Genomic DNA, 22,300 nt, shown 5'->3' with positions numbered 1-22,300 from the left:
ACCTTCTGTTAAAATATATCTTATTTCGGTACCGTTTTTAGCCTGAGTACCACACTCGGATTATCTTTTTTCACATTCGGATTTATTCCCACTTTCATTAAATAATCCCCCGTATAGTTCCGGCTTTCGAAAACGGCCTGCTCCCCCGGATAGATATTTATTTCCTCCACCGTATACCTTGCATCCGGACGCAGTCCCTTGAGCTTTACAGGAATGTGGCTGCCTTGTTCATAACGGTAATTCACCCGGTAATTAAACACTACCGCCTCATCCTGGTGCTCCCCTACATACATCAACGAAGCCGTATTGTTTTCCCAGGGGCTGCGGAGCCGGTACAGATCTCCCTGCCATATCACATCTTCCAGTTCGTTATAATTCGCTATGGCCTGCCGGCAAAACTCCAGTTCGGAATCTTCCAGCTCGTCTATAACGACATCAAACCCCAATTTCCCCATCATGGCTACGTCGGTCTTGAATTTTATGGACTGATCTCCCCAGTCCGTAACATGTGCAGCCATAGTGAGCGAGGGATAGAAAACGGAATATTCCCACTGCATATACACCCTCTCCAGGGGGTCGGTATTGTCGCTGGGCCAGAACTCCGTAAAATATTCCAGTGCCGCGTAATCCACCCTTCCGCCCCCACCGGAACACAACATCATGGGCACCTCGGGATATTTTTTCCTGATCCTTTCCAGAACGTCATAAAGCCCTTGTACATACCTGATATACAATTCGGACTGGTTCGCTCCCAGGTAATCGGAATACGCATTGTAAATCACCGCATTACAATCCCATTTGATATATGCCAGATCGGGATTTTCGGTAAAAAGCTTGTCTACAACCCCATAGACAAAATCCTGGACCTCCGGGTTCGAGAGGTCGAGAACCAGCTGATTCCTGAAATAATGCTCCTCACGTTCCGGCTGTTTGATCACCCATTCCGGGTGTTTGTGATACAATTCACTATCCGGATTCACCATTTCCGGCTCTATCCATATCCCGAATTTCACCTGGTTTTTCCTGGCTGTTTCCACCAGGGTACCTATACCATTCGGGAGTTTTTTCCGGTTAATATCCCAGTCGCCCAGCCCGGCATCGTCATTATTCCGGGGGTAGGTATTGCCAAACCAGCCATCATCCAGCAAAAACAGGTCTACGCCGAGTTTCCTGGTATCACCGATCAGCTTTTTCAGTTTTTTCTCGTCAAAATCGAAATAGGTCGCTTCCCAGTTGTTCAGCAAGGTCAGGCGGGAACCTTTTCCATCCAGCACCTTGTGGTTTCTTGCCCATCGGTGGATGTTCCGGCTGGCGTCGCCCTTTCCCTTATCAGAAAGGGTAAACCAGAATTTCGGGGTGGTAAAGGCCTCCCCCTTCTTTAATGTATATTCCGAAGCATAGTTATTGATCCCGGAAATAATACGCAAATTGTTCAACGGGTCTACTTCAAATTCATTTCTGAAATTTCCCGACCATTCCAGGCCTCCCATCAAAACACTTCCGTGCTCTTCCGAAGCAGGCCCTCCCAAAGAGACCGTAAATACCGAAGGCTGAAACAAATTGGCACGGGTTCCGAGTTTGGAGTCATGTACCTTTATTCCATGAGATAATTTTGAGGTTTCGGGTTTCATCTCCATAGCCCAGTCCCCGCTGTAGTGGGTCAGCCAGAAATCGTTGTTCCCGCGCACATACAAATTCGCCGATGCGAATTTATGCAACCGTACATCCCCGCTTTCCCTGTTCTCAATGACGCTCCAGGTCTCCACCACATTTTCCTTACTGTAGGATTTAAAAAAAAGACGGACTTCCAGGGGATACACATTATCCCTTAATAAAATTTCCGTCTGAACAACACCGGGAGATATCTCCTGTGCTTCAGAAGATACATATTCCAGGCTCAGGGACATATTACCATCGGCATGGGTTACCTCGATGGCAGGCTCCAGGAGGTTTTTAGAGCCCGCAGGGGTATAAGCCGAAGCATAAATCCCGGTATAGTCCGTTCCCTGCTTATATTGAGACGATATCTGGCGATATTCATCGGCCTGTTTTAATTTTTCCCCAAAATAGACCGTATTTAATTCTTTGCTCTCGTTCACTTCAAACACAAGGGCATTTTCGGCGGTTTCAACAGTGATGATCTCTTGAGCAGAAACCTGAAAAAAAACAAAGAACATGGCAAACGATGCGATACGGCCCTTTAACAGGATGGATAAAGTCTTAAACATTTTTTGATCACTTAAATAATACTGATTCATAATTTTCATACTTGACAAGCGGGTGAATTATATTTCGGATAAATTGATTTTCCTCCTCCTGTAACCGGAAACACACAGGAGACGGGAGCTTTAAACAAGACGGCATAATTCACGTACCTGCCTTCCGTTATTTTCTCCCTCCCGTGCGCACAGCACAAAATCACATACTGACATTTTTAATCTGTTCTATTCTATTCCACAATAATACTATAATTTGATTAATTCCAAAAACTTTTTTCATTTAATTTCATACCGGCTTCATTACAGGAGCAGAAAGAGGCAAAAAAACATTTTGTGAACTACCTATTATTTTTTAATATTTTTTAACATTCACATATTATCATATTTAATAGATTAGCACTGTTTTTTTTAACAACCAAAATATACACATAGAGCAATTCATTAAAAAAGGACAGAAAAAAATCAGAATACCCTATTTTCTTACATGGACTCTGGCTTTAGTATCATTTAATAAATTAAACTATGTTCTCTTTTACAAAACACCATTATCACTGGTTATTCAGTATTCTTTCTCTTGTTTTTTTATCGTACCGGCCCCTTATGGCACAGGGTATCTCACTGTACACCCCCTATACCAAAATAGCGGTGGCCCCGGGCGAGACCGTCAATTATACGGTGGATGTGATCAATAACGGCGGAGGCATAAGATCGTCGGCCATCAGCGTTTACGGGCTGCCGGAAGCATGGGACTACGAGATGAAATCCGGGGGGTATACCCTGGAGGAAATAGCTGTTCTTCCGGGAGAAAAGAAAACCCTGACACTTACCGTTCACGTTCCCCTGAAAATAGACAAGGGAACTTACGGTTTCGGGATCGCCGCCGCCGGGTATACCCGTCTGCCTCTTTCGGTCACCATCTCCCGGGAGGGAACCTCACAGGCCCAGTTTACTTCAAAACAGGCCAATATAGAGGGGGCGGCAAACTCGACCTTTACCTACAATGCCGAACTGCGCAACGGCAGCAGTGAAAATGAGGTATATGCCCTCAGGGCCATGAAAGAACGGGGATGGAACGTCATCTATAAGGCAGGAGGCAAGCAGGTATCTTCGGTCAGTGTCGAACCCAACCAGACAGAGCGGATCACCATAGAGGTGTACCCTCCCGCCGAAATTAAGGCAGGTAGCTATAAGATCCCGGTTATCGCGAGTTCCGGAAATATTTCGGCCCGCCTGGAACTGGAATCCGTAATCACCGGTACCTACGACCTGCTGCTCACCACTCCCACAGGGCTACTGAGCTCCAGGGTCACCGCCGGGGATAATGAAAAGATAAAGCTACTGCTTAAAAACAGTGGTTCGGTAGGGGTCGACAATATCGATCTCAAGTCGAAAACCCCGTCGAACTGGGAAGTTACTTTCGAACCGAAAAAGATCGGTCATCTCGAGCCCGGCCAGTCCGAGGAAATATACGCCACCCTTGAAGCCGACAGTAAGGCCCTCGCCGGGGATTACAAGGTAGACCTCCAGGCCACTTCATCGGATGCCCGTTCGGAGGCTTCCTTCAGGATCTCGGTACGCACTTCCATGCTTACGGGATGGGTAGGCCTGCTGGTCATCCTGCTGGCCGTCGGAAGCGTCTACACCCTAATCCGGAAATACGGAAGGAGGTAACAGATGGAAACACCGGTAATCACAACAAGGCAGCTGTGCAAGGATTACGGCAGTCTCCGCGCGGTCAGCAACCTCGACCTGGAAATACGGAAAGGAGAGATATTCGGCCTGTTAGGGCCCAACGGCGCCGGGAAATCTACCACCATACTGATGATACTCGGGCTTACCGAACCCACTTCGGGACAGGTTTCCGCCTGCGGATACGACCCGGCAACAAGCCCGATAGAAGTCAAGAAAAGAGTGGGATACCTGCCGGACCATGTGGGTTTTTACGATAATATGACCGGACTGGAGAACCTCTGTCATATAGCGCGTCTCAACAGGATGAAAGGGGATATCAGGAACACAGCGCTCCGTTTTCTTCAGAAAGTGGGACTGGAAGCAGCCGCACACCGGAAAGCTGGCACCTATTCCAGGGGAATGAAACAGCGCCTGGGGCTGGCCGACGTACTGGTCAGGGAACCGGAAGTCATTATCCTCGACGAGCCCACCCTCGGGATCGACCCGGCAGGAGTACGCGACTTCCTGCAACTCATCCGCGAACTGAGCCGGGAGCAGGGGCTTACGGTATTACTGTCATCGCATCACCTGCACCAGGTACAACAGGTATGCGACCGTGTCGGTATTTTTGTCAGGGGTTCCCTGATCGCCCGGGGCGATATCCCTTCCCTGTCGGAAACACTTCACCAGGGGCAACCTTTTACGGTAGAAGCCGAAATATCCGGGAGCACCGCCCCCGGTAACCCTCCTGTAAAAGAACAGTTGCTCGCCCTGGAAGGCGTAAGCGATGTAACATACGACAACGGAAAAATTCAGGTTTACTGCAGCGACGACATTACTCCTGTCATAGCCCGTACCCTGGTCACGTCCGGACTGGATGTTTCCTATTTGTGCAAAAAGGAATACGGACTGGACGATATTTATCAACGTTATTTTGAAGGAAATTATGAGACTAACCGCAATATGGCATAACCGGATATTCCCGGCCCTGAAAAGCAATGTCCGGGCCGCGTCACCATCACCCTCCCCGTTTATGGTGATGGTACGGAAGGAAATGAGCGACCACATCCGCAGCTGGCGCTTTATCGTACTCCTGCTTATGATACTGCTCACCTGTTTCGGGTCGCTTTACATATCGATAACCCATCTGCCCGAAGCCCTTTCCAATGCGAACGACCCCAACCGGGATTTTGTGTTCCTGAAACTGCTGACCGCCTCCGACGGGTCCCTGCCCCCCTTTCATGTATTACTGGGGTTTTTAGGGCCCTTACTGGGAATAGGCATGGGGTTTGACGCTGTAAATTCGGAACAGAACAACGGTACCCTTATACGGGTCATGGCACAGCCCATCCCCAGGGATTACCTGATCAACGCAAAATTCACCGGGGCCATCGCCGTCATAGCGCTGATGTTCGTATCGCTCAGCCTGCTGCTGACAGGACTGGGAATGATCATTACAGGGCTGTCTCCCTCATTTGAGGAAGTACTCCGGATAGCTGCCTTCGTCTTTATATGTATCGTATATGTGGCTTTCTGGCTGAACCTGTCCATCCTTTTCTCGGTAAAGTTCAGAAGGGCTGCCACTTCAGCACTTACGGCCATTGCCGTCTGGCTGTTTTTTACGGTTTTCTACCAGATTATTATAGGTATGACAGCAAGGGCTTTTGCCGCTCCGGCAGGCTCCCGGGGCAGTTATATGCTGCAGAAATTCCTGGTAACCCTGATCGATATTGCCCCCGGCAAGCTGTTTACCGATGCCACCTCTACCCTGCTGATCCCCTCGGTACGGAGCCTGGGACCCCTTTCCATACGGCAGATGCAGGGAGCCATTCCCTCTTCGCTGTCATTTACAGACAGCCTTATGGTGGTATGGCCCCAGCTTACGGGACTTATTGCAGCAACGATCGTATGCTTCTCCATTTCCTATTACCTGTTTATGCGAAGGGAAATAAGGTAATGAATGCCGGGAGTTATTTGCAAACCCTCAAAAAACAATAGTATTTACCCCTTGGCGGGGTGGTGTCCGGGTTTACCCGGTTACCAGCTGTACCGTATTCTGCAACCGTTGTTTCAGCAAGATGTCCTTGTCGTTCTCCAGGGCTTCAAGAGCCTCCTGTGTGGCGTGCCTTACAGTGTACAGCGATACGCCTTCCACACACTCCACCTTGAACTTGCCCTTGAGTATGCGGAGCAGGTCAGACAGGTTGTTGAACTTGTTGTCTGCACAGACCGAAAAGCTGATGGCCGAGTTCTGGATCACATCCACCTTCATCCTGTGGTCGTGCAGCAGCTTGAAGATCTCGCTGATATTTTCTTCCACGATAAAGGAAAAATCCAGGGACGACAGTGAGATCAGCACCTGGTCCTTCTTTACGATAAAACAGGGTACCTTGGGATCCAGGTCCTGCCCCTTGCTTACCCTCGTACCTTCTTCCGTAGGGTTTATAAACGACTTGACATGCAGGGGTATTTCCTTTCGCTGCAAGGGTTGCAGGGTTTTCGGATGAATTACCGACGCCCCGTAAAATGCCAGTTCTATGGCTTCCGTATAGGATATCTGGTGCAGTAACCTGGTGTTTTCAAAATAACGGGGGTCCGCATTCAGTACCCCCGGGACATCTTTCCAGATGGTCACGCTCTCCGCATTGAGACAATACGCAAAAATGGCGGCGGTATAGTCAGATCCCTCGCGCCCGAGTGTCGTGGTAAAGTTGTTGGGGTCGCTCCCCAGGAATCCCTGTGTAATGTTCAGTAACCCCTTGTTGACCGCCTCGTTGATGTTTAGTTGCGTACCCTCCCAGTCTACATTGGCATCCCTGTAATGGGCATCCGTCTTTATGAGGTTTCTCACGTCGAGCCAGGTATTCTTTATCCCCGTCTCCATCATATACTGGCTCAATATGGTCGTGGAGACCAGCTCCCCGAAACCGATGACCTGGTCGTATACAAAATTGTAATTGGGCGACTTGTTACGCCCCAGAAAGGAACTCAATTCGGCAAAAAGGCCGTCGACCTTCCAGAATACCGGGTGGCTCTCTTTCTCAAAAAGCTCCAGCAGGATCTCGTTGTGGTATTTCCTGACTTCCTGCAATGAACTCTGAAGCTCCTCCCTGTTCTCAAAATAATTCCGGATCACCTCCTCGAGGGCATTGGTGGTCTTTCCCATGGCCGAAACCACCAGCAGCGTATTCTCATACCCCACGGTTTCCAGGACCTTCACTACATTCTTCACACCGGCAGCATCCTTTACCGACGCCCCTCCAAATTTAAATATCTTCATTAATTCAGTTTTTAGTTTGTAGTTCTTAGTTTGTTAGTTTGGCCGGAGATACCTCCGCGCCTGTATCGGCAGGCAGGCACTTCGGTCGGGACAACGCTGTCATTCAGAATGCAGCGCAGCGGAGTGAAGAATCTCCACCCATGCACAAAGGAACTTTAACAGCATAACCGAAGCCCCGGAGATTTAACTGCGTTGAGCCCTTCGGGGTTCTCCTTTCCCGATGTTCGGGACAGGCTGTCGGAATGACAACTTCCGACTCCCGACCTCCGACTATCTCATCGGCTTCCGGTACCGGACATATATCCCGCAATCCCTTCGGCATCCAAGTGCACCACATCCCAGTCGCGAAGTATCCTGGCTCCCTGTTTCTCATAAAAGTCGATCGCAGGTTCATTCCAGTCGAGCACTTCCCAGCAGATGCGCTTTACCCCCAGCTCATGGCCATACCTTACGACTTCCGACAACAGGGCTTTTCCCAGGCCACGGCCGCGATAAGCTTCAGATACAATAAGATCCTCAAGGTGAAGAGCCATCCCCTTCCAGGTGGAATATCTCGGGTAAACCAGGGCTATACCGGCAATATCATTTCCGGTATCGGCAACAAAGCAGTGAAATAAAGGCCGGGGGCCGAAACCGTCACGCACCAGGTCATCCGAAGTGATCTCCACAGCTTCCGGTTCCTTCTCATAATCGGCCAGCTCCCGGATCAGCCGTAAGACTTCAGGCATATCTTCCGGGCCGGCATTTCGTATGGTATAGGGTTGCATGAATTTCTTCAAGTTAAAAATCGATGTTTGAAATATAACACAAAGTTATATAAGTTTTTCGATGCCGAAAATAAAATTACAACGAAATCGTTTTCGTTTCACAATTTTACCGATATTTGTGATGTCAAAATCCGGGGCAGAATTTCCCGTTACCTCTGCCATCAGCACATTATATACCATGAGAAAAAACCAGACCCTGGGAGAATTCATTATTGAAAAACAAACCGAATTCCAATACTCTTCAGGCGAACTGTCCAAACTGATCAACGCAATCAGACTGGCCGCAAAAGTAGTTAACCACGAGGTAAACAAGGCCGGGCTGGTAGACATCACCGGAAGTTACGGAGACACCAACATCCAGGGAGAGGAGCAGCAGAAACTGGATGTACTGGCTCATGAAAAATTTATCCAGACCCTTACCAACCGCGAGATCGTATGCGGTATTGCCTCCGAGGAAGAAGAGAGTTTTATCTCCATCAACAGCCTGGACAACCGGCACCAGAACAAATACGTAGTCCTTATAGACCCTCTTGACGGATCGAGTAATATCGATGTCAACGTATCCGTAGGCACCATTTTTTCCATATACCGGAGGATAACCCCTATCGGCACCCCCGTGACCCTTGAGGATTTCCTGCAACCCGGTAAAAACCAGGTCGCGGCGGGATACGTGGTATACGGGACCTCCACCATGCTCGTCTATACTACCGGGCACGGGGTAAACGGGTTTACCCTTAATCCCGCCATAGGCACGTTTTACCTCTCCCATCCCAATATGCAATACACGGAGACCGGGAAGATCTATTCGGTAAACGAGGGCAATTACATCCATTTTCCGCAGGGGGTCAAAGACTATATCAAATACTGCCAGCAGGAAGAAGACGACCGCCCCTATACTTCTCGTTATATCGGTTCGCTCGTATCCGATTTCCACAGGAACATGATCAAGGGCGGAATATACCTGTACCCCGAAAGCAGCAAGGCGCCCAACGGAAAACTGCGCCTTCTCTACGAATGCAACCCCATGGCTTTCATAGCCGAACAGGCAGGTGGCAGCGCGAGTGATGGCTTCCGGCGCATTCTCGATCTGCAACCTTCGGCACTGCACCAGCGCACTCCTTTTTTCTGCGGAAGCCGGAAAATGGTAGCTACACTTGAAGCCTTTATGCATAAGTCCCCTATTTAAAGGGATTTGCACCATTGTTTAGGTGATTTTTGTTACCTTTGCCTCAAATTCATACCGTACAACCATGGCTAAGGAACAAAACCACCCCGAGGCAAACGGAGTATCCGTCGATCCTTCGTCAAAGATCGAGGCGATAAAAAACCTCATATTCGGCGAAAACATACAAGAGTACAACTCTGAGTTTGAAGCTGTTAAAAAAGACATTCTTCAAAAAAAGAAAGAGTTGCAGCACCTCCTGGAAGAGACCAGGGCCGAGCTTATGCAGACTATTGACAATTTGTCAACAGATCTCAACATTAGGATCACAGAACTCGAAAATTCACTGCAGGAAAAAGCAGAGAGCCTGGACCAGGAAAAAGTGGATAAATCGACACTCGGAAAGCTCCTCATTCAGATCGGAGAAAAAATAAGAGACAATTAGTATTCCGGAAGCCCCTTCCGGGTCAGGCTTCCCCGCTCAGGGAAACACGGAATGCCCCGTATACATCCCACCTGTTTCCTATCAGTGCCATAGATGCCAAATAACCGGGTAAGAACAATTGTCTTTAGCGATGAACGAGAACGATAAACTGAACATCCTCAAAGATATTCTCCTTACAGACGACAGGGAGTATGCAGAGACCATTGCCAACCGATTGAAGGCACTGGAAAAGACCTTGCATACCCGGTCTGAACTGGCCGACAGGGTAGACCCCATCATCGACACCAGGCTGGACGAGTTTATTTCCGAAATTCCCGGAACACTGGGCCCTACCATCACGGAAACCCTGAAAACAGAGATCAAAAAATCCAAGGAACAGGTGGTGGAAGCGCTCTACCCCATTATGGGCAGGATGATAAAGAAATACGTCCTGCAGGAAATAACACTGCTCTCCGAACGCGTGAGCAAACAGGTGGAAAACAGCTTCTCGGCAAAAGCCTGGAAACGGAAATTCAAGGCGTGGTTTACCGGGGTCAGGGAACAGGACCTCATACTGTCGGAACTCGGGGACACTTCCGTGGAACAGGTGTTCGTGATCGAAAAAAACTCGGGCATACTCCTCGGCAATTACGCCAAGACGGAAACCATAGACAAGGAAATGTTTTCAGGCATGCTCACGGCCATCAAATCGTTTGTCGAAGATGCTTTCCGGGGAAAAGGACAGAACCTCGAACTCATAGAATACGAGCTGTACCACATACACATACAGAGCTTTGTCTCGTATTACGTTGCCGTAGTGGTCTCCGGGCAATACAATACCCCGATAAAAAACAAACTGCAGGATATCATTTTCAGTTTTTCCCAAAACTTTCTGAGCCTGATGATCTATAATCCGGATATCGCCAAAGAAGATATCGTTAACGAACTAAACTACTATTTTAAGGATGACAGTATCTAAAAAAATCGTATTGCTGGGACATTTTGGAGTAGGCAAGACATCCCTGGTACGGCGTTTTGTAGAAAATACCTTTTCAGACAATTATAAAGTTACCATAGGAGTACACATCCTCAAAAAGGAAGTGATCCTTCCCGAAAACCAGGTCAATCTCATTATCTGGGACATAGAGGGCAACGAAGATATCTCCGCGACCAGGTCGTCATACCTCATGGGGTCGCATGGTTTTATCTATGTTTTCGATACGACCAGAAGATCTACTTTCGAACACCTCGAACACGACCTGGACCACCTCAGGAACCATTACAACAATGTACCGGTAACCGTGGTAGGGAACAAGAACGACCTGATAACCCCTGCCCATCTCAGGGAAAACAGGCCGCTTTTTAAACGGGCCGACTTCTTTACCAGTGCCAGAACCGGAAAAAACGTAGAGCTTATTTTTGAAGACGTGACCAAAAAAATGATGTCGTGATGCTCGAAACCTATAAAAAGCAATACCTCTATCCCAAAGTACAGTTTGTAGTCATTACAAAAAACGGGAAAGTTGCGGAATCGGACGACAGCCTGTTTCCCCTTCGGAGAGGAACAGATATCACCGGGTTTCACCCCTTCTTCGAAAGTATCCTTCCGCTTACGGACCGGGCAGGAGAACACCTGTCCTATTCCTGTGTGCACATTAAAGACAGGATATGTGATGTGGATTGCAGAACATTCAAAGACAAGGATCCCCTGATCGTTATCCACGATCTTACGGAACACTACCAGTCGCTCCAGACCGTGGCCCAGAAACGGAACGAAACGGTGATCGAAACCGAGGTCCTCACCCTCCAGAACACCTACCTGCAGGAAAAGGAGGCGTTCAAGCGCACCTTTATAGCCAATTTCAGCCACGAGATAAGAAACCCGCTTACAGGGGTATTCTCTTTTACCGAAATGCTCGAGAAAACCCAGCTTTCAGACGAACAATACGACCTGGTGGAGATCATCAAGTCACTGTGCCAGGATCTCAATATAATGATCAACGACATCCTGGACCTTTCCAAAATCGAGGTCGGCAAATTCTTTATAAACAATGAAATATTCGACTTCAATGCACTGCTGGAATCTATAAATTTCATCTACTCGACCAAGGCCAGACAGAAAAATTTACAGTTTCACATACACCGTGACGAAAATATTCCGCAATATATCGAGGGAGACCGGAACCGGATAAAGCAGGTACTCGCCAATATTATTGAAAACGCCATTAAATTTACCGATAAGGGGCAGGTAGCCCTGTACGTACGGCTGAACAATAAAAGAGCGAACAAGATCAACATACAATTCGAGGTCACCGATACCGGCATAGGGATCGCCAAAGAAGATATCGACGATATCTTTACCAGTTTTACCCAGGTACACAAGGACAGTAAATACCCGGGAACAGGACTCGGGCTGGCCATAGTCAAAAACCTGGTCAACCTGATGGAAGGGGATATCTCGGCAGGGAGCGAGCCGGGGAAAGGGACTTCCATACGATTTAATCTCAGGTTAAAATTTCCCCTTCATCACAAGCCCCGGCAAATAAAAAACCAGGAAGAGGAGGGAAATATCCTGTTCAACAATCGCAACAAATACAATGTGCTGCTTATCGAAGACAACAAGATCAGCCAGATCATCGTACTGAAGATACTGGCATCGCAGGGGTCCTTCTTTCTCGACATCGCAGAGAACGGCTCCCAGGCCCTGGACAGGATAGAAGAGACCCGATACGACCTTATTCTCATGGATATCCGCCTCCCCGATGTTACCGGCTACGAACTGGCCACCGTGATCCGGAACACCCCTGAAAAGAAATATGCCGGGACCCCTATAATAGCCCTGTCGGGCAGCATGATGGGAGACGGAAAGAAAAAATACAAAAAAGCCGGTATCAGCGATATCCTTCAAAAACCGTTTAAAGAACAACAATTGCTCAAGAAACTCAAAAAGTTCCTGAAATAAAGCCTGTCTCCCTACCGGTTCATATGCTTCATCTCTTCCTTGAAAGTATCGAGGTCCACTCCGTGAGATACCAGGTCGTATGCCTTGGCTACGATATATTTTACATTACCCGGTGAGAAACCCAGCCCTACTCCCAGCTTGTGCAACATGGCGGTCTCTTCCTCCTCCGCGATATGGTCTACATACACCATACGGGTGAGATCGTAAAGACGCTCCAGCCTCGAATCGTAGAAAAACGGGGGATTTATGGGATACCTGGAAGGATCTTTCAGGATCACTGCATACTCTTCCTCGGAAATATTGAGGTTATGAGCCAGGCGGTCGAGAAAAGCTTTTTCTGCTGCATTGATGTCACCATCCGATAAAGCCACGCGGACGATCGCCGCAAAATGGTCTCTGTTCCGCTCCAGGAAGGCACTGGAATACAAATCTAAAATTGACATATCTACGTAGTATTGACGCTTTGAATATTTGTCGCAAATATACATTTTTATCCAAAACGAGTACAACGACAGTTTTAATAATACAATTCCCGCTTTCAAATACCTCAGTCACATCACTTTTATCTTTCTTCTCACACAAAACTGTTTTTATTACCTTTGCACAAAATTTTAAGTGTGAATAATACCCAGGCCTTGCCAGCTTCTTTCCCGGCAGCCATAGGGGCGCCCGGCCTCTTACAGTCTCCGCAGATGCGAAAACTGCGGAACGCTATTGCCGCGATCCGGCCACCGGAAAAAATATATGTGGGCGGACTGGTAGGGTCTTCGCTGTCGTTTGCGGTGGCACAGCACTTTACGGAAAGCGGACTTCCCCATATGCTTATTCTCAACGATAAGGAAGAAGCTGCCTATTACCTCAACGACCTGGAACAACTGCTGGGGGAAGAAAACGTTCTCTTTTATCCCGGCAGCTACCGCAGGCCCTACCAGATCGAGGAGACAGACAATGCCAACGTATTGCTCCGGGCCGAGGTGCTGAACCGTATAAACTCCAAAAAGAAACCTGCTCTCATCATTACCTATCCCGATGCCCTCTTTGAAAAGGTCGTTACCCGGAAAACCCTGGAACAGAACACACTGAAAATGAAGACGGGGGAAAACATAGCTCCCGATTTTGTCAATGAAGTGCTTTTCGAATACCATTTCAGGCGCGTGGATTTTGTTTCCGAACCGGGGGAATTTTCCGTTCGTGGAGGGATTATCGATGTCTTTTCGTTTTCCAATGACGAGCCCTACCGCATAGAATTTTTCGGAGATGAGGTAGACAGTATCAGGACCTTCGATGTGGAAACACAACTCTCGCTGAAAAAACTGAAAAAAATAAGTATTATCCCCAATGTGGAACAAAAGACACTGGGCGAGACCAGGGAGAGTTTTCTTCGTTATATCCCTCAGAAAACAGTGATCTTCCGCCAGGACAGCGGAATGTTCACCTCCAGGATCGACCACTTGTTCGGAAAGGCGGAAGAAGCCTTTGCCTCCCTGTCCGGAACCGTTAAACACGCTTCCCCCGAAGAACTGTTCTGCACCTCCCGCCTGCTGGAAAAACAGTTCGGCGAGTTCGCCGTAGCCGAAACCGAAAACCTGTCGGCCCTTCCTTTTAAAAAGAAAGATACCGACGCAAAAGAGATCATTACCTTTCACACCCGGCCGCAACCCTCGTTCAACAAACAGTTCAACCTGCTCCTCGAAGACCTTGCCCGGAACCGTGAGGACGGATATGAGAATTATATTTTCTGCAGCAGTGAACAACAGGCCCGCCGCTTTCACGACATTTTCGAGGAACTGGAAGGGGATGTTCCCTATAAAACCGTCATATTTCCGATATACCGCGGATTTATCGACGACGACCTGAAGATCGTGTGCTATACCGACCACCAGATCTTCGAAAGGTATCACAAATTCACCCTCAGGAACGGCTATGCGAAGAAGCAGGCTATTACCCTCAGGGAACTGAACCACCTGCAGATAGGCGACTATGTTACCCATATAGACCACGGGATAGGTAAATTCGGCGGCCTTCAGAAGATACAGGTGGAAGGCAGGCCGCAGGAAGCCATAAAACTGATTTACGGGGAACGCGATATTCTCTATGTAAGCATCCATGCCCTGCACAAGATCACCAAATACAACGGCAAGGACGGAAAGCCTCCCAAAATATACAAACTGGGCAGCAATGCCTGGAAAAATCTCAAGAAAAAGACCAAGAACAAGGTCAAGGAAATTGCCTTCAGCCTGATCGAGCTATACGCCAAAAGACGGACAAAACAAGGATTCTCCTTTGCTCCCGACAGCTACCTGCAACACGAACTGGAGGCGTCGTTTATCTACGAAGACACCCCGGACCAGAGCAAGGCCACCCGGGAAGTCAAAAACGATATGGAGAACGAACATCCCATGGACCGGCTCGTATGCGGGGATGTAGGGTTCGGGAAGACAGAAGTGGCGATCAGGGCTGCTTTTAAGGCCGTAGACAACAGCAAACAGGTAGCCGTGCTGGTGCCTACCACCATCCTCGCCTTCCAGCATTACAAAACCTTCAGCGAACGGCTGAAAGACCTGCCGGTTACCGTAGATTACCTCAACCGCTTCCGTACGGCCAAAGAGAAAAAGGACATCCTCGAACGCCTGGCATCCGGGAAAACCGATATTATCATCGGCACACACCAGCTGGTCAACAAGAGTGTGCGTTTTCACGACCTGGGCCTCCTTATAGTAGACGAGGAACAGAAATTCGGCGTAGCTGCAAAAGACAAGCTCAAGACCCTGAAAGAAAATGTGGACGTACTTACCCTGACGGCCACTCCCATTCCGAGAACCCTGCAGTTCAGCCTTATGGCGGCACGAGACCTGTCGGTGATCACCACCCCGCCACCCAACCGGTATCCCATAGAGAGCCATGTGATACAGTTCAGCGAAGAAATAATACGGGACGCGGTCTCTTATGAAATACAGCGGGGAGGACAGGTGTTCTTTATTCACAACCGCATTGAGAATATCAAGGAAATTGCCGGCATGATACAACGGCTGGTCCCCGATGCCAAAATAGCTGTCGGGCACGGCCAGATGGAAGGCAGGAAACTGGAACAGCTGATGCTTTCCTTTATGAACGGTGAATTCGATGTACTGGTGTCGACCACCATTGTCGAAAGCGGCCTGGACGTTCCCAATGCCAACACCATTTTTATCAACAATGCCAATAACTTCGGACTGAGCGACCTTCACCAGATGAGGGGCCGGGTCGGGCGGAGCAATAAAAAGGCTTTTTGCTATTTTATCACCCCTCCCTATTCCGTCATGACCGAAGATGCCAGGAAGCGCATACAGGCGTTGGAACAGTTCACCGAACTGGGCAGCGGGTTCAACATAGCGATGAAAGACCTCGAAATAAGGGGAGCCGGGGACCTGCTGGGAGGAGAACAGAGCGGCTTTATCAACGACATCGGTTTCGATACCTACCAGAAAATCCTGAGCGAAGCCATCGAGGAACTCAAGGAAAACGAGTTCAGCGAGCTGTACGGGCAGGACGATGACGAGCGGGAATATATCAGGGACACCCAGATCGATGCCGATTTCGAACTGCTGTTCCCCGACGAATATGTAAACAACGTTACCGAAAGGCTCAACCTGTACAACCAGCTCAGTACCGTAAACAACGAAGAAGAGCTCAGAAAATACGAAGAAAACCTGAAAGACCGCTTCGGCCCGTTGCCTGCACAGGTCACAGACCTTCTCGACAGCGTAAGGATCAAGTGGATCGCCTCTTCCATGGGACTGGAAAAAGTGATCCTCAAACACGGAAAAATGGTAGGGTATTTCATTGCCGACCAGCAGAGCCGCTTCTACCAGAGCAAGGCCTTCCGGCATATCATGCAACTGATACAACAACAGCCGGGACACTGCAAAATGAAGGAAAAGAACACCCGTATGGGGCTTCGCCTCCTGCTCACCTTTGAAGGCATCACTTCTGTCGACAAGGCCCTGAATGCCCTGAAACCCTTTGTATTTCAAGGAGAAGCAACCTCTTCCTCCTGAAACACAAACAGGTAATACAGCAAATGAATACGCTTTTTTTATGAATCCGGCTTCCGGAGGCAAGATTCGAATTATGAATTCGTTATATTTGCAGGGAAGCCGGAAAAACAGGTAACAATCCATGAGCAAATCGTTTGAAAGATACCAGAAACGGAGACTGATCTCCTCGTATTTCTCCGTCATACTCAGTATATCTCTCGTATTATTTCTGCTGGGCATGCTGGGCATGATGGTGATCAACACCAAAAAACTGGCCGATCACTTCAAGGAACAGGTAGCCGTGTCCGTTTTCCTGAAAGACGATGCCAAAAAGACGGAAATCGAACAATTGCAGAAAAGCCTTGCCCTGGCCGAATATACCAAATCAGTGGCATTCGTTTCCAAGGAAGCTGCTGCGGAAGCCCAGAGCGAGGAAATGGGAGAGAATTTTATGGACTTCCTCGGGTACAACCCCCTGCAGAACTCCATAGATGTCAGGTTGAAGGCTGATTTTGTAGACGCGCAGAAACTGGAAGAAATTGCCGGGGAGATAGGAGCAAAGAACTTCGTGGACGAAGTGTCCTACGACCGCCCTCTTATCACCCTGCTCAACAGGAACATCAAACGGCTAAGCCTCTGGATATTGCTGGCCAGCGGCGCTTTTACCATCATAGCCGTCCTGCTGATCAACAGCTCCATAAGGCTATCCATCTATTCGAAGCGGTTTATCATTAAAACCATGCAGATGGTAGGGGCCACAAAACGCTTTATACGGAAGCCGTTTATCTGGACCAGCGTTAAACTGGGTATCATAGGGGCCATCATCGCCGTGGCAGCCATGGCCGCATGCCTGTATTATTTCGACCAGAGATTTCCGGAACTCGGCCTGATGCAGGACCCGGCCCTGCTCATGATGCTGTTTGCCGGCATATTCCTGATGGGAGCGGTCATAAGCTGGATCAGCACCTATTTCGCCGCCCAGAGGTTCCTGAACCTGCGTACGGACGACTTGTATTACTAATAAAACGACATTATGAATAAAAAAGATAAACAATCGCAACAGGAATTCATATTCGGGAAAAAAAATTATACGATCATGTTCACGGGCCTCGCCCTCATAGCTCTGGGATTTATCCTGATGAGTGGCGGAGGCACGGACGACCCCACTACCTTTAACCCCGAGATATTCAGTTTCCGCAGGATCAGGGTCGCCCCCACTCTCGTCATCATCGGTTTTGCCCTGCAGATATACGCCATCCTGCTGTCCCCGAAAACAAAAAAGGACAAAAACGAATAACCAGGTCAATTGCGTATTCAGGCAAAACCGACCCACTAATCCAATAACCGAATAACTTAACATCCAATAAACCGCTTCCCCCTTCGTTTAGTCAGATAAAAGATCATAACCCGACAGTGACATATGGACATTATTGATGCAATTATCCTGGGGATCATCCAGGGGCTCACCGAATTCCTGCCCGTTTCTTCCAGCGGTCATCTCGAAATAGGAAAGGCCCTGCTCGGCGATAACTCCATCCCTGAAGAGAGCCTTATCTTTACCGTAGTACTTCACTTTGCCACCGCCCTGAGTACCATAGTGATATTCCGGAAAGAAGTGGTCGAAATCCTCCGCGGACTGTTCCGGTTCAGGGACAACGAGGAAACCCGGTTTTCATTCAAGATCCTCATATCCATGATCCCCGCAGTCTTTGTCGGCCTTTTTTTCGAGGAACACCTCGAGCAGCTTTTCGGAGAGAACATACAGCTGGTAGGGTTTATGCTGCTCATTACGGCATTACTGCTGTTCCTTGCAGACCGTGCCAAAGACACCTCAAAAAGCGTCACCTACGGCAATGCCTTTATCATAGGGATAGCCCAGGCCATCGCCATGCTCCCCGGAATATCCCGGAGCGGCTCCACCATTTCGGCCTCGGTACTGCTCGGGATCGACAAGAGCAAAGCCGCACGTTTCTCCTTTCTCATGGTAGTGCCCCTCATATTCGGGAGCATTGCCCGGGAACTGCTCTCCGGAAAAATAAGTTTCGAACCGGAGCAGATCACCCCCCTGGCCATAGGTTTTGCCGCGGCCTTTTTCTCCGGACTGCTCGCCTGTACCTGGATGATCAGGCTGGTACGGAACAGCAAACTCACCTATTTTGCGGTATACTGCCTTATCGTAGGGGCCGTGGTTATTGTTTATTCCTTTTTATCCTTGTAATCAATACCTTCGGCAGGCAAACCGGAAAAATAACTCATCTGATCTTTTACCATGGCATATCCCCTCTTCATCTGAAGAGGGGAGTCTTCAACCTGTATTCATTTCAAAAAGTGAAGGAAAAATCCCTCAAAAAGTATTTTGTAGAAAAATAAACACTATCTTGTACAAGTGAAAAAATCACCTATACATAACATTAAACCCCTCAAAAGATTTCGGAGGGAATTGCGTAAAAATATGACTCCAGCTGAAGCTTTTTTATGGAAGCATATTAAAGCGAGGAAAATTGATGGATATCGTTTTACTCGGCAACACAGTATAGCCGGTTATATTGTAGATTTTTATTGTGCACAGGCACATCTTATTATAGAACTGGACGGAGAAGTATACAATAATCATGCCTCAGAAGAATATGATCTTCGACGTACACAGACCCTAAATAGTGCAGGATATCACCTATTGCGTTTTGAAAATAAAATGGTATTCCAAAATTTTGAATCCGTTATACAGGAAATCAAAGAACATTTAGAGTAACAGTAAAAACTCCTCCCTTCAGACGAAGGGAGGTGGCAGAACTTTGTTCTGACGGAGGGTTTGAAAGCCCGAAACATTAAATAATCCGCAACGTCAGGGATAGGTACACCAGGTTTTATACCAGTAAAAACTGCATAAAAATTTATCACATTTGCGTACCTTCGCAAAAAAGATCATTTACCAGAAATGAAGGATAATTTTTCTGCCGAACATTTTCAAGAAGGGCAGGTTCTCCTTATCGACAAACCCCTGCACTGGTCATCGTTCCAGGTGGTAAACAAGGTCAGGTGGGCCATCCGGAAAAAGTTCGGCCTCAGGAAGATCAAGGTAGGCCACGCCGGGACCCTGGACCCCCTCGCTACAGGGTTGCTGATCCTCTGCACCGGTAAATTCACCAAAAAAATACCGGAACTCCAGGGGCAGGTCAAGGAATACACCGGGACCATTACCCTTGGGGCTACCACCCCTTCATACGACCTGGAAACGGAGATAGACCGCACCTGGCCCACCGTACACATTACCCCGGAGCTGATCCGGGAGGCCGCGGCGGCATTCACAGGAGAAACAGCGCAGGTACCCCCGGTGTTCTCCGCCATTAAAAAAGACGGAAAAAGGCTGTACGAACACGCCCGGAAAGGGCAGGAAGTAGAGATCGCCCCGAGAAAAGTAACCATACACACCTTTGAGACAGACGACCGCAATTTCCCGGAGATCAATTTCCGCGTCGTATGCAGCAAAGGCACTTACATACGCTCCCTCGCCCACGATTTCGGGCAGGCCCTGCGATCGGGGGCACACCTTTCCGCGCTTCGCCGTACGGCCATAGGCCATTACCGGGTCGGGGAAGCCGTTGGCCCGGAAACCTTCGTGGAAAACCTCCGTGAAAGCCCGTGATTTTTTAGTATATTTTCGCAAAAAACCCGGACCCGTCCGTTTTCCAGGAACTGTATGCAGTTTCTCACCCAATTATTTTGCGGTTCGGGCGTTATAATAAGGTATGGAATTGAACAGGAAACAATACGCACTGCTGCTGTCATCACTCTCCGTGATGCTCCTGGCCCTTATACTGTTCAATATCCACCTTTCCGGACAGGAAGAAAAGGAGTACCTGTTCGAACTCCGGATCGAGGAAACTGTCGAACAGGAGATGAAGGTCCCGGAGGAGAAAAACCAGCTTCAGACCCATATGGCCTATAACGAATCGGTAAAGAGCAGGTTCGAGAGAGAGGTCAGGGAATTCAGGACACTTGAAGAACTCCGGGAAGGAAAAAGATCGGAAGAGGCCGAAGAAGACCACGAGGAAGAAACTACGGCCGAAACTCCCCGTAATACGACCGAAAACGAAGCTTCCGACGAAGGGACAATCCCGGCGGAAACGCCGGAAGAAACCCCGCAGAAATCCGAAAGGTCAGACGGGGACGACAGCTCCCGGGCAACGGTAAAAAACAATAGCGTAAACCGGCACAGCTCCATTTCGTATTCCCTGCTAAACAGGGTCCATCGCTACCTGCCCAACCCCGTATACACCTGCTCCGCCAGGGGTAAGGTCGTAGTCAATATCCGGGTAAATGCTGCCGGACAGGTAACCCACGCCGATTTTAACAGGAAGAGTTCCACATCCGATAACGGCTGCCTGGTAGAGCAGGCCATCACCTATGCCCTGCAAGCCACCTTCGAGAGCAGTGAAGACCGGGGAGAACAACGGGGCACCATCACCTACCACTTCCAGGGAGAATAAGCCCCGGCTATTCCGGCAGGCTGATCTTTCCCATACTCACCCACGGATGGGCCGGGGAACCCTGTAATTCCGAAGTGCCCGCCACAGTTTCATTGGCCAGCAGGGCAAACAGTACCGCTTCCTTGGCATCGGGGTCGAGTCCCAGCGATGAGGTATCCGTAAACTCCATCCCGGAACAGGATGCCCTGAGCAGTTCCATCAGCAGGGGGTTGGAAGCGCCCCCGCCACTTACAAAACCGCTTACCCCCTCCGGAACCCCCCGTTCCCGTATACATTTTACGATCCCTTCCACTGTAAAACGGGCCAGGGTATGGAGCACATCCTCATGGGACACCACACCTCCGCAATGTTCAAGTGCCCTGTCCAGATAATTCAGGTTAAACAATTCCGGTCCTGTTGTCCGGGATTCGCTCCCCGTAAAAAAGGGATCGTCCAGCAAGGCTTCCAGCAGTTTCCCGTGCAGGCGCCCCCGTCGTGAAATCAGGGCATCCCGGTCAAAAGGCAGGTCAAAATACTTTTTTACATAGGCATCCATAAGCGTATTCCCCGGTCCGGTATCCGTACAGAAAACCTCGTTAAAACCAGCCCCGGCAGGAAGAAAGGTAAGATTGGCAATACCGCCGATATTGAGCAATAGCCGCGATGTGGCGGCATCCGCAAAAAGCAGGTAATCACCGTATACGGCCAGAGGGGCTCCTTCGCCTCCCGCGGCAACCTGTTTCTGCCTGAAATCAGACAGGGTGATAATCCCGGTCCTTACCGCAAGATGGTCGCCATCGCCCAGCTGAAGGGTAGCATCGGAAAACCCGGCACGGCCGTGATAGCGCTGCGGGGCGTGATAGATAGTCTGCCCGTGACTGCCCACAAGGTCTACTTCTCCGGGCCCCACCCCCCAGTCCTTCAATGCCTGCAGTATCATACCGGCGTGTACTTCCGCTATATAGGGATGCAGCAGGCACAATTGTTCTATACTCCCGGACTCCCTTGCAAATATTTCACCGATACGGTTCCTGAAGGTATCCGTATAGGGAACCGTAACAAACCGCAGCAGCTCCGCTTCCGTATCCGTCCCATGCCCCTTCACCCTGCATAGGGCGATATCCAGGCCATCGAGGGAAGTACCGCTCATCAGGCCGATGATCAGGCGTGACTTTTTCCGGGCGATCTCGTACAGTTTTGCTATGGAGTGCTGCATGGTTTGGTTTATTTAGTTGTTAGTTGGTAGTTGTTTAGTTCTTAGTCTGGGCTCTGAATTCTGAACTGGCTATAGTTGTCATTCTGAGCGAAGCCCGTCCCGACCCTTGGTCGGGGG

The 22,300-nt window shown here is 49.1% G+C and carries 20 protein-coding genes; 15 read left to right on the top strand and 5 right to left on the bottom strand.

Translation table 11 applies throughout. From position 1 onward, the window contains the following. Window positions 1-20: 20 nt before the first annotated feature. A complete protein-coding gene (locus tag DN748_RS15855) occupies window positions 21-2,228 on the bottom strand; it encodes an alpha-galactosidase (protein WP_112372834.1) in 2,208 nt (735 codons plus the stop codon). A gap of 513 nt (window positions 2,229-2,741) precedes the next feature. On the opposite strand from DN748_RS15855, the gene DN748_RS15850 reads away from it, so the two are divergent. Genes DN748_RS15850 through DN748_RS15840 form a run of 3 tightly spaced genes read left to right on the top strand, consistent with a single transcriptional unit; the run spans window position 2,742 to window position 5,847 of the window. Further along, on the top strand, window positions 2,742-3,890 hold the full coding sequence (locus DN748_RS15850; RefSeq protein WP_112372810.1) for a COG1470 family protein: 1,149 nt from the start codon (window positions 2,742-2,744) through the stop codon (window positions 3,888-3,890). Window positions 3,891-3,893: 3 nt separating this feature from the next. Continuing rightward, window positions 3,894-4,862, top strand: coding sequence for an ABC transporter ATP-binding protein (locus DN748_RS15845; protein ID WP_112372809.1), 969 nt, complete (start codon window positions 3,894-3,896; stop codon window positions 4,860-4,862). Then, the gene (locus DN748_RS15840; protein WP_112372833.1) at window positions 4,837-5,847 is read left to right on the top strand and encodes an ABC transporter permease; all 1,011 of its coding nucleotides are present in this window, start codon (window positions 4,837-4,839) and stop codon (window positions 5,845-5,847) included. The genes DN748_RS15845 and DN748_RS15840 overlap by 26 nt, the downstream gene beginning before the upstream one ends. Window positions 5,848-5,919: 72 nt before the next feature. Here the strand turns inward: DN748_RS15840 and DN748_RS15835 are convergent, their stop codons facing one another. Continuing rightward, the gene (locus tag DN748_RS15835) at window positions 5,920-7,170 is read right to left on the bottom strand and encodes an aspartate kinase (RefSeq protein ID WP_112372808.1); all 1,251 of its coding nucleotides are present in this window, start codon (window positions 7,168-7,170) and stop codon (window positions 5,920-5,922) included. 275 nt (window positions 7,171-7,445) lie between these two features. Further along, the gene (locus DN748_RS15830; protein ID WP_112372807.1) at window positions 7,446-7,937 is read right to left on the bottom strand and encodes a GNAT family N-acetyltransferase; all 492 of its coding nucleotides are present in this window, start codon (window positions 7,935-7,937) and stop codon (window positions 7,446-7,448) included. 121 nt (window positions 7,938-8,058) lie between these two features. Here DN748_RS15830 and fbp point away from each other — a divergent pair, with 121 nt between their 5' ends. The 5 genes from fbp (at window position 8,059) to DN748_RS15805 (ending at window position 12,485) form a co-directional block, all read left to right on the top strand. Further along, complete coding sequence (gene fbp / locus DN748_RS15825) at window positions 8,059-9,123, top strand: class 1 fructose-bisphosphatase (RefSeq protein ID WP_236636898.1); 1,065 nt, start codon at window positions 8,059-8,061, stop codon at window positions 9,121-9,123. Window positions 9,124-9,187: 64 nt separating this feature from the next. Next, window positions 9,188-9,544, top strand: a complete 357-nt coding sequence (locus DN748_RS15820) for a fructose 1,6-bisphosphatase (RefSeq protein ID WP_112372806.1) — start codon at window positions 9,188-9,190, stop codon at window positions 9,542-9,544. A gap of 130 nt (window positions 9,545-9,674) precedes the next feature. After that, on the top strand, window positions 9,675-10,502 hold the full coding sequence (locus DN748_RS15815; RefSeq protein ID WP_112372805.1) for a cell envelope biogenesis protein OmpA: 828 nt from the start codon (window positions 9,675-9,677) through the stop codon (window positions 10,500-10,502). Next, a complete protein-coding gene (locus tag DN748_RS15810; protein WP_112372804.1) occupies window positions 10,489-10,974 on the top strand; it encodes a Rab family GTPase in 486 nt (161 codons plus the stop codon). Before DN748_RS15815 ends, DN748_RS15810 begins: the two co-directional genes overlap by 14 nt. Next, window positions 10,974-12,485 (top strand): ATP-binding protein, encoded by a 1,512-nt coding sequence (locus DN748_RS15805; RefSeq protein ID WP_112372803.1) that lies wholly within the window; start codon window positions 10,974-10,976, stop codon window positions 12,483-12,485. The genes DN748_RS15810 and DN748_RS15805 overlap by 1 nt, the downstream gene beginning before the upstream one ends. Window positions 12,486-12,496: 11 nt before the next feature. Here the strand turns inward: DN748_RS15805 and DN748_RS15800 are convergent, their stop codons facing one another. After that, a complete protein-coding gene (locus DN748_RS15800) occupies window positions 12,497-12,928 on the bottom strand; it encodes a TerB family tellurite resistance protein (RefSeq protein ID WP_112372802.1) in 432 nt (143 codons plus the stop codon). A gap of 249 nt (window positions 12,929-13,177) precedes the next feature. On the opposite strand from DN748_RS15800, the gene mfd reads away from it, so the two are divergent. The 7 genes from mfd (at window position 13,178) to DN748_RS15765 (ending at window position 20,988) form a co-directional block, all read left to right on the top strand. Then, complete coding sequence (gene mfd, locus DN748_RS15795; RefSeq protein ID WP_112372831.1) at window positions 13,178-16,522, top strand: transcription-repair coupling factor; 3,345 nt, start codon at window positions 13,178-13,180, stop codon at window positions 16,520-16,522. A gap of 121 nt (window positions 16,523-16,643) precedes the next feature. Next, window positions 16,644-17,522 carry a cell division protein FtsX gene (locus tag DN748_RS15790; RefSeq protein WP_112372801.1) on the top strand — a complete coding sequence of 293 codons (879 nt, stop codon included), beginning with the start codon at window positions 16,644-16,646 and terminating at the stop codon, window positions 17,520-17,522. 12 nt (window positions 17,523-17,534) lie between these two features. Next, the gene (locus tag DN748_RS15785; protein WP_112372800.1) at window positions 17,535-17,798 is read left to right on the top strand and encodes a DUF3098 domain-containing protein; all 264 of its coding nucleotides are present in this window, start codon (window positions 17,535-17,537) and stop codon (window positions 17,796-17,798) included. 123 nt (window positions 17,799-17,921) lie between these two features. Continuing rightward, a complete protein-coding gene (locus tag DN748_RS15780; RefSeq protein WP_112372799.1) occupies window positions 17,922-18,719 on the top strand; it encodes an undecaprenyl-diphosphate phosphatase in 798 nt (265 codons plus the stop codon). A gap of 168 nt (window positions 18,720-18,887) precedes the next feature. Continuing rightward, window positions 18,888-19,250, top strand: a complete 363-nt coding sequence (locus tag DN748_RS15775) for an endonuclease domain-containing protein (protein ID WP_112372798.1) — start codon at window positions 18,888-18,890, stop codon at window positions 19,248-19,250. A 186-nt stretch (window positions 19,251-19,436) separates the two neighbouring features. Further along, window positions 19,437-20,144 (top strand): tRNA pseudouridine(55) synthase TruB, encoded by a 708-nt coding sequence (gene truB, locus DN748_RS15770; RefSeq protein ID WP_112372797.1) that lies wholly within the window; start codon window positions 19,437-19,439, stop codon window positions 20,142-20,144. Between the two features lie 103 nt (window positions 20,145-20,247). Beyond that, a complete protein-coding gene (locus DN748_RS15765; protein WP_146746630.1) occupies window positions 20,248-20,988 on the top strand; it encodes a hypothetical protein in 741 nt (246 codons plus the stop codon). A gap of 7 nt (window positions 20,989-20,995) precedes the next feature. Here the strand turns inward: DN748_RS15765 and DN748_RS15760 are convergent, their stop codons facing one another. Continuing rightward, window positions 20,996-22,183, bottom strand: coding sequence for an anhydro-N-acetylmuramic acid kinase (locus DN748_RS15760; RefSeq protein WP_112372795.1), 1,188 nt, complete (start codon window positions 22,181-22,183; stop codon window positions 20,996-20,998). Between the last annotated feature and the right edge of the window lie 117 nt (window positions 22,184-22,300).

Source organism: Sinomicrobium soli (assembly GCF_003285545.1).
Lineage (GTDB): Bacteria > Bacteroidota > Bacteroidia > Flavobacteriales > Flavobacteriaceae > Sinomicrobium.
The sequence above is the reverse complement of the archived record's forward strand: the minus strand, read 5'-3'. Positions and strand labels throughout refer to the sequence as shown.

Bases quoted from the DNA above. Each gene is read 5' to 3' on its own strand.
- DN748_RS15855 (WP_112372834.1), bottom strand. From the start codon at position 2,228: ATGTTTAAGACTTTATCCATCCTGTTAAAGGGCCGTATCGCATCGTTT.
- DN748_RS15850 (WP_112372810.1), top strand. From the start codon at position 2,742: ATGTTCTCTTTTACAAAACACCATTATCACTGGTTATTCAGTATTCTT.
- DN748_RS15845 (WP_112372809.1), top strand. From the start codon at position 3,894: ATGGAAACACCGGTAATCACAACAAGGCAGCTGTGCAAGGATTACGGC.
- DN748_RS15840 (WP_112372833.1), top strand. From the start codon at position 4,837: ATGAGACTAACCGCAATATGGCATAACCGGATATTCCCGGCCCTGAAA.
- DN748_RS15835 (WP_112372808.1), bottom strand. From the start codon at position 7,170: ATGAAGATATTTAAATTTGGAGGGGCGTCGGTAAAGGATGCTGCCGGT.
- DN748_RS15830 (WP_112372807.1), bottom strand. From the start codon at position 7,937: ATGCAACCCTATACCATACGAAATGCCGGCCCGGAAGATATGCCTGAA.
- fbp (WP_236636898.1), top strand. From the start codon at position 8,059: ATGTCAAAATCCGGGGCAGAATTTCCCGTTACCTCTGCCATCAGCACA.
- DN748_RS15820 (WP_112372806.1), top strand. From the start codon at position 9,188: ATGGCTAAGGAACAAAACCACCCCGAGGCAAACGGAGTATCCGTCGAT.
- DN748_RS15815 (WP_112372805.1), top strand. From the start codon at position 9,675: ATGAACGAGAACGATAAACTGAACATCCTCAAAGATATTCTCCTTACA.
- DN748_RS15810 (WP_112372804.1), top strand. From the start codon at position 10,489: ATGACAGTATCTAAAAAAATCGTATTGCTGGGACATTTTGGAGTAGGC.
- DN748_RS15805 (WP_112372803.1), top strand. From the start codon at position 10,974: ATGCTCGAAACCTATAAAAAGCAATACCTCTATCCCAAAGTACAGTTT.
- DN748_RS15800 (WP_112372802.1), bottom strand. From the start codon at position 12,928: ATGTCAATTTTAGATTTGTATTCCAGTGCCTTCCTGGAGCGGAACAGA.
- mfd (WP_112372831.1), top strand. From the start codon at position 13,178: ATGCGAAAACTGCGGAACGCTATTGCCGCGATCCGGCCACCGGAAAAA.
- DN748_RS15790 (WP_112372801.1), top strand. From the start codon at position 16,644: ATGAGCAAATCGTTTGAAAGATACCAGAAACGGAGACTGATCTCCTCG.
- DN748_RS15785 (WP_112372800.1), top strand. From the start codon at position 17,535: ATGAATAAAAAAGATAAACAATCGCAACAGGAATTCATATTCGGGAAA.
- DN748_RS15780 (WP_112372799.1), top strand. From the start codon at position 17,922: ATGGACATTATTGATGCAATTATCCTGGGGATCATCCAGGGGCTCACC.
- truB (WP_112372797.1), top strand. From the start codon at position 19,437: ATGAAGGATAATTTTTCTGCCGAACATTTTCAAGAAGGGCAGGTTCTC.
- DN748_RS15765 (WP_146746630.1), top strand. From the start codon at position 20,248: ATGGAATTGAACAGGAAACAATACGCACTGCTGCTGTCATCACTCTCC.
- DN748_RS15760 (WP_112372795.1), bottom strand. From the start codon at position 22,183: ATGCAGCACTCCATAGCAAAACTGTACGAGATCGCCCGGAAAAAGTCA.